Source organism: Neisseria sp. P0001.S005 (assembly GCF_051963715.1).
On record NZ_JBQCTZ010000154.1, the window covers coordinates 1 to 8,202 of the forward strand.

The 8,202-nt window shown below is 47.5% G+C and carries 2 protein-coding genes; both read left to right on the top strand.

Going from position 1 to position 8,202, the window contains the following annotated elements; all coding sequences use genetic code 11:
* Positions 1-3,534: DNA-directed RNA polymerase subunit beta (gene rpoB, locus ACTHSP_RS15065; RefSeq protein WP_440346362.1), on the top strand; the 3,534-nt coding region annotated here is incomplete at its 5' end.
* 156 nt (positions 3,535-3,690) lie between these two features.
* Entirely contained in the window at positions 3,691-7,866 is a 4,176-nt protein-coding gene (rpoC, locus tag ACTHSP_RS15070; RefSeq protein ID WP_049350635.1) for a DNA-directed RNA polymerase subunit beta', read from the top strand.
* The last annotated feature ends 336 nt before the right edge of the window (positions 7,867-8,202 follow it).

Sequence of the window (8,202 nt, forward strand, 5' to 3'; positions counted from 1 at the left end):
GCTTTGGGCTACAACAATGAACAAATCTTGGATATTTTCTACGACAAAGAAACTTTCTATTTGTCTTCAAACGGTGTTCAAACTGATCTGGTTGCAGGCCGTCTGAAAGGTGAAACTGCCAAAGTTGATATCTTGGATAAAGAAGGCAATGTATTGGTCGCCAAAGGTAAACGCATTACTGCGAAAAATATCCGTGATATTACCAATGCAGGTCTGACTCGTTTGGATGTAGAGCCAGAAAGTCTGATTGGCAAAGCATTGGCTGCGGATCTGATTGATCCGGAAACCGGCGAGGTATTGGCGTCTGCTAACGATGAAATTACAGAAGAACTGTTGGCTAAATTTGATATCCATGGCGTAAAAGAAATTACGACCCTTTATATCAATGAATTGGATCAAGGTGGTTACATCTCCAGCACTCTGCGTACAGACGAAACCGCTGATCAGCAAGCTGCACGCGTAGCGATTTACCGCATGATGCGTCCTGGCGAACCGCCTACCGAAGAAGCTGTTGAACAGCTCTTCAACCGCTTGTTCTTCAGTGAAGACAGCTATGATTTGTCTCGCGTAGGCCGTATGAAATTTAATACGCGCACATACGAGCAAAAATTGTCTGAAGCACAACAAAACTCTTGGTATGGCCGTTTGTTGAATGAGACTTTGGGCGGTGCAGCTGAAAAAGGCGGTTACGTTCTGAGCGTTGAAGACATTGTTGCTTCTATTGCTACATTAGTTGAACTGCGTAACGGTCATGGCGAAGTAGACGATATTGACCACTTGGGCAATCGTCGTGTTCGTTCTGTGGGTGAGTTGACTGAAAACCAATTCCGCAGCGGTTTGGCTCGTGTTGAACGTGCAGTTAAAGAGCGTTTGAACCAAGCAGAATCTGAGAACTTGATGCCGCATGACTTGATCAATGCAAAACCTGTTTCTGCCGCGATTAAAGAATTCTTCGGCTCCAGCCAATTGAGCCAATTTATGGATCAGACCAACCCATTGTCTGAAGTTACCCATAAACGCCGTGTATCTGCATTGGGCCCGGGCGGTTTGACTCGCGAACGTGCAGGCTTTGAGGTGCGAGACGTACATCCGACCCACTATGGCCGCGTATGTCCGATTGAAACGCCTGAAGGTCCGAACATCGGTTTGATTAACTCATTGTCCGTTTATGCGCGTACCAATGATTATGGCTTCTTAGAAACCCCTTACCGCCGTGTTGTCGATGGTAAAGTAACTGAAGAAATCGATTACTTGTCTGCTATCGAAGAAGGCCGGTATGTGATTGCACAGGCGAATGCCGATTTGGACAAAGACGGTAATCTGATTGGCGACTTGGTTACCTGTCGTGAAAAAGGCGAAACCATTATGGCAACACCTGACCGCGTTCAATATATGGACGTGGCAACCGGTCAAGTGGTATCCGTTGCAGCATCGCTGATTCCATTCTTGGAACATGATGACGCGAACCGTGCATTGATGGGTGCCAACATGCAACGTCAGGCCGTACCGTGTCTGCGCCCTGAAAAACCAATGGTTGGTACCGGTATCGAACGCTCTGTAGCCGTTGACTCTGCTACTGCAATCGTTGCCCGTCGTGGCGGTGTGGTTGAGTATGTAGATGCCAATCGCGTCGTAGTTCGTGTTCATGATGATGAAGCGACTGCCGGTGAAGTGGGTGTCGATATTTACAACTTGGTTAAATTTACCCGTTCCAACCAATCTACCAACATCAACCAACGTCCGGCCGTAAAAGCAGGCGATGTGTTGCAACGTGGTGACTTGGTAGCCGACGGTGCATCTACCGACTTGGGTGAATTGGCTTTGGGTCAAAACATGACCATCGCCTTCATGCCATGGAACGGTTACAACTATGAAGACTCGATTCTGATTTCAGAAAAAGTGGCTGCGGACGATCGTTATACTTCGATTCACATTGAAGAACTGAACGTTGTTGCACGTGACACTAAACTGGGTGCGGAAGACATTACTCGCGATATTCCGAACTTGTCCGAACGTATGCAAAATCGTTTGGATGAATCCGGTATCGTATATATCGGTGCAGAAGTAGAAGCCGGTGACGTCTTGGTAGGTAAAGTAACACCTAAAGGCGAAACCCAACTGACTCCTGAAGAAAAACTGCTGCGTGCCATTTTCGGTGAAAAAGCATCTGACGTAAAAGATACTTCATTGCGTATGCCTACCGGCATGAGCGGTACCGTTATCGACGTTCAAGTCTTCACTCGTGAAGGTATCCAACGCGACAAACGTGCTCAATCCATTATTGATTCTGAATTGAAACGTTACCGCCAAGATTTGGGCGATCAATTGCGTATTTTCGATAATGACGCATTCGACCGTATTGAGCGTATGATTGTTGGTCAAAAAGCCAATGGTGGTCCGATGAAGCTGGCTAAAGGCAGCGAAATTACTACCGAATATTTGGCAAGCCTGTCCAGCAAACATGATTGGTTTGATATCCGTTTGGCTGACGAAGACTTGGCCAAGCAATTGGAACTGATTAAATTGAGCCTGCAACAAAAACGCGAAGAAGCGGATGAGTTGTATGAGATCAAGAAGAAAAAACTGACCCAAGGCGACGAGCTACAACCGGGCGTACAAAAAATGGTGAAAGTATTTATCGCCATCAAACGCCGTCTGCAAGCCGGTGACAAAATGGCGGGTCGCCACGGTAACAAAGGTGTGGTATCACGCATTCTGCCAGTGGAAGACATGCCTTACATGGCTGACGGCCGTCCGGTAGACATCGTACTGAACCCATTGGGCGTACCTTCCCGTATGAACATCGGTCAGATTTTGGAAGTTCACTTGGGTTGGGCGGCAAAAGGTATCGGCGAACGCATCGACCGTATGCTGAAAGAGCAACGCAAAGCCAGCGAGCTGCGTGAATTCTTGAACAAACTCTACAACAGTAGCGGTAAGAAAGAAGATTTGGACAGCCTGACAGATGAAGAAATCATCGAATTGGCTTCCAACCTGCGCAAAGGTGCATCTTTCGCCTCTCCTGTATTCGACGGTGCAAAAGAGTCTGAAATCCGCGAAATGTTGAACTTGGCTTACCCAAGCGAAGATCCTGAGGTTGAGAAACTGGGCTTTAACGACAGTAAAACTCAAATCACGCTGTATGACGGCCGTTCAGGCGAAGCATTCGACCGCAAGGTTACAGTCGGTGTGATGCACTATCTGAAACTGCACCACTTGGTTGACGAAAAAATGCACGCCCGTTCTACCGGTCCATACAGTCTGGTTACCCAGCAGCCTCTGGGCGGTAAAGCTCAGTTCGGTGGCCAACGTTTCGGTGAGATGGAGGTTTGGGCATTGGAAGCATACGGTGCGGCATACACGCTGCAAGAGATGCTGACTGTGAAGTCTGACGACGTGAACGGCCGTACTAAAATGTACGAGAACATCGTCAAAGGCGAACACAAAATCGATGCCGGTATGCCTGAATCCTTCAACGTATTGGTTAAAGAGATTCGCTCGCTGGGCTTGGATATCGATTTGGAACGTTACTAAACAGAAATTTTCAGACGGCCTTTCAAGGTCGTCTGAAAAAGCGGTTTCAGAATAAGAATGAAGCAATCGGCATTTAGGCCGTCTGAAATCGAAAGTACCGTTTCCCAATATCGAAAATCCGCCATGCGGTAAAAATACTTCCTTCAAGGAGCAAAAATGAATTTGTTGAACTTATTTAATCCGTTGCAAACTGCCGGCATGGAAGAAGAGTTTGATGCCATCAAAATCGGTATTGCCTCTCCCGAAACCATCCGCTCATGGTCTTATGGCGAAGTTAAAAAACCTGAAACCATCAACTACCGTACGTTCAAACCTGAGCGCGACGGTTTGTTCTGCGCCAAAATCTTTGGTCCGGTCAAAGACTATGAATGTTTGTGCGGTAAATACAAACGCTTGAAATTTAAAGGCGTAACCTGTGAAAAATGTGGCGTAGAAGTGACCTTGTCTAAAGTACGCCGCGAACGCATGGGCCACATTGAATTGGCTGCACCTGTTGCCCACATTTGGTTCTTGAAATCCCTGCCTTCCCGCTTGGGTATGGTATTGGACATGACTTTGCGCGATATCGAACGCGTATTGTACTTTGAAGCATTTGTGGTAACCGATCCCGGCATGACTCCGTTGCAACGTCGTCAATTGCTGACAGAAGACGATTACTACAACAAACTGGACGAATACGGCGACGACTTCGATGCCAAAATGGGTGCAGAAGGTATCCGCGAATTGCTGCGTACCTTGGATATTACCGGCGAAATCGAAATCCTGCGTCAAGAGCTGGAATCTACCGGCTCTGACACCAAGATCAAAAAAATCGCCAAACGTTTGAAAGTATTGGAAGCCTTCCACCGTTCCGGTATGAAACTGGAATGGATGATTATGGATGTGCTGCCGGTATTGCCGCCTGATTTGCGTCCGTTGGTTCCATTGGATGGCGGTCGTTTTGCCACTTCCGATTTGAACGATTTGTACCGCCGCGTTATTAACCGCAACAACCGTTTGAAACGTCTGTTGGAACTGCATGCGCCTGACATCATCGTTCGTAACGAAAAACGTATGTTGCAAGAAGCAGTTGACTCTCTGTTGGATAACGGTCGTCGCGGTAAAGCCATGACCGGCGCCAACAAACGTCCGCTGAAATCATTGGCTGACATGATTAAAGGTAAAGGCGGCCGCTTCCGTCAAAACCTGCTGGGTAAACGTGTGGACTACTCCGGTCGTTCCGTGATTACCGTAGGCCCATACCTGCGTCTGCACCAATGCGGTTTGCCGAAAAAAATGGCTTTGGAACTGTTCAAACCATTCATTTTCCACAAATTGGAAAAACAAGGCTTGGCTTCTACCGTTAAAGCTGCAAAAAAATTGGTAGAACAAGAAGTACCTGAAGTATGGGATATCTTGGAAGAAGTCATCCGCGAACATCCGATTATGCTGAACCGTGCGCCAACCCTGCACCGTTTAGGTATTCAAGCGTTCGAACCTATCCTGATTGAAGGTAAAGCAATTCAGTTGCACCCATTGGTGTGTGCCGCATTTAACGCCGACTTTGACGGTGACCAAATGGCTGTACACGTTCCATTGAGTTTGGAAGCGCAAATGGAAGCGCGCACCCTGATGCTGGCTTCAAACAACGTATTGTCTCCAGCCAACGGCGAACCAATCATCGTACCTTCTCAAGATATTGTATTGGGTCTGTACTACATGACCCGCGACCGTATCAATGCCAAAGGCGAAGGCAGCCTGTTTGCCGATGTGAAAGAAGTGCATCGTGCATACCATACCAAACAGGTTGAGCTGGGTACGAAAATTACCGTACGTCTGCGTGAATGGGTGAAAAACGAAGCAGGTGAGTTTGAGCCTGTCGTTAACCGTTACGAAACAACCGTCGGCCGTGCATTGTTGAGCGAAATCTTGCCTAAAGGCCTGCCGTTCGAGTACATCAACAAAGCGCTGAAGAAAAAAGAAATTTCTAAACTGATTAATGCGTCATTCCGTCTGTGCGGCTTGCGTGAAACTGTTATTTTCGCCGACCACTTGATGTATACCGGTTTCGGTTTTGCGGCTAAAGGCGGTATTTCCATTGCGGTTGACGATATGGAAATTCCGAAAGAAAAAGCAGCCTTGCTGGCTGAAGCTAATGCCGAAGTTAAAGAAATCGAAGACCAATACCGTCAAGGTTTGGTGACCAACGGCGAACGTTACAATAAAGTGGTCGATATTTGGGGTCGTGCCGGCGATAAGATTGCTAAAGCGATGATGGACAACCTGTCCAAACAAAAAGTCATCGACCGTGACGGCAACGAAGTTGACCAAGAGTCCTTCAACTCTATTTACATGATGGCTGACTCTGGTGCCCGTGGTTCTGCAGCTCAGATTAAACAGTTGTCCGGTATGCGTGGTTTGATGGCGAAACCTGACGGCTCCATTATTGAAACGCCTATTACCTCCAACTTCCGCGAAGGTCTGACCGTATTGCAATACTTTATTGCGACCCACGGTGCGCGTAAGGGTTTGGCGGATACTGCATTGAAAACTGCAAACTCCGGTTACCTGACCCGTCGTTTGGTAGACGTAACCCAAGATTTGGTAGTTGTTGAAGACGATTGCGGTACTTCAGACGGCTTTGTGATGAAGGCAGTGGTACAAGGCGGTGATGTGATTGAAGCCTTGCGCGATCGTATTTTGGGCCGCGTTACTGCTTCTGATGTTGTCGATCCTTCGACTGGCGAGACTTTGGTTGAAGCCGGTACGTTGTTGACCGAGAAACTGGTAGATATGATTGACCAATCCGGTGTCGATGAAGTTAAAGTCCGTACGCCAATTACTTGTAAAACCCGTCATGGCCTGTGTGCACACTGCTATGGTCGCGACTTGGCACGCGGTAAACTGGTTAACGCCGGTGAGGCAGTTGGTGTGATTGCGGCACAATCCATTGGTGAGCCAGGTACTCAGCTGACCATGCGTACGTTCCACATCGGTGGTGCGGCATCTCGTGCAGCGGCGGCCAGTCAAGTAGAAGCCAAATCCAACGGTACAGCACGTTTCAGCAGCCAAATGCGTTATGTTGCCAACAACAAAGGCGAGTTGGTTGTTATCGGCCGTTCTTGTGAAGTAGTGATTCACGACGATATCGGTCGTGAACGTGAACGTCACAAAGTACCTTACGGTGCAATCCTGCTGGTACAAGACGGCGAAGCCATTAAAGCCGGTCAAACTTTGGCAACTTGGGACCCGCACACCCGTCCGATGATCACCGAACACGCAGGTACGGTGAAATTCGAAAACGTGGAAGAAGGTGTTACCGTTGCGAAACAAACCGACGATGTCACCGGTTTGTCTACTCTGGTAGTGATTGACGGTAAACGTCGTTCCTCTGGTGCTTCTAAACTGTTGCGTCCGACTGTCAAACTGTTGGATGAAAACGGTCTGGAAATTTGCATCCCAGGTACCACTACCCCAGTTTCTATGGCATTCCCGGTCGGTGCGGTGATTACCATCCGTGAAGGTCAGGAAGTCGGTAAGGGTGATGTATTGGCGCGTATTCCGCAAGCGTCTTCTAAAACCCGCGATATTACCGGTGGTCTGCCACGCGTAGCCGAATTGTTTGAAGCACGCGTGCCGAAAGATGCAGGTATGTTGGCAGAAATTACCGGTACAGTTTCCTTCGGTAAAGAAACCAAAGGTAAACAGCGTCTGATTATTACCGACGTAGACGGTGTAGCATACGAAACCCTGATTTCTAAAGAGAAACAAATTCTGGTACACGACGGTCAAGTGGTAAACCGCGGTGAAACCATCGTAGACGGTGCCGTAGATCCACACGACATTCTGCGTCTGCAAGGTATCGAAGCATTGGCCCGCTACATTGTTCAAGAGGTGCAAGAGGTTTACCGCCTGCAAGGTGTGAAGATTTCCGATAAACACATCGAAGTCATCATCCGTCAAATGCTGCGTCGAGTGAACATCGTTGATTCAGGTGATACAGAGTTCATTACTGGTGAGCAAGTTGAGCGTGGCGATGTGATGCTTGCCAATGAAAAAGCCATGGCTGAAGACAAAGAGCCGGCACGTTACGAAAACGTGTTGCTGGGTATTACCAAAGCTTCCTTGTCTACAGACAGCTTTATTTCTGCGGCATCGTTCCAAGAAACAACCCGCGTCTTGACAGAGGCCGCTATTATGGGCAAACAAGACGAGCTGCGCGGTTTGAAAGAGAACGTGATTGTTGGTCGTTTGATTCCTGCCGGTACAGGTTTGACCTACCACCGCAGTCGTCATCAACAATGGCAGCAAGCTGATCAAGAAACTTCTGAAACCGAAGCTTCAGACGAATAATCCCTCGGGATTATTGTGAAAATGAAACCGCAAGACTGGCTTGCGGTTTCATTTTTTAGAGGACATAAAAGAGAGTGGAGTTTCAGGCCATCTAAATAAATAAGGAAAGCAATGGAGAAAATAAGTAGAGAACCAAATTGCGGACTTGTTTAAAATGCCAAAGGCCATCTGAATGTTTCAGACGGCCTTTGTTTCTAAAATTTAGACATAAATTGGAAAACACCAAACTTTATCAGTCATTTGCTTGACTAAACCCTTACAATAAAAATATAATTCCAATCTTGTCGACATGGTGTCGGCAAGTATTTAACTCAACAGGACGAGAAAATATGCCAA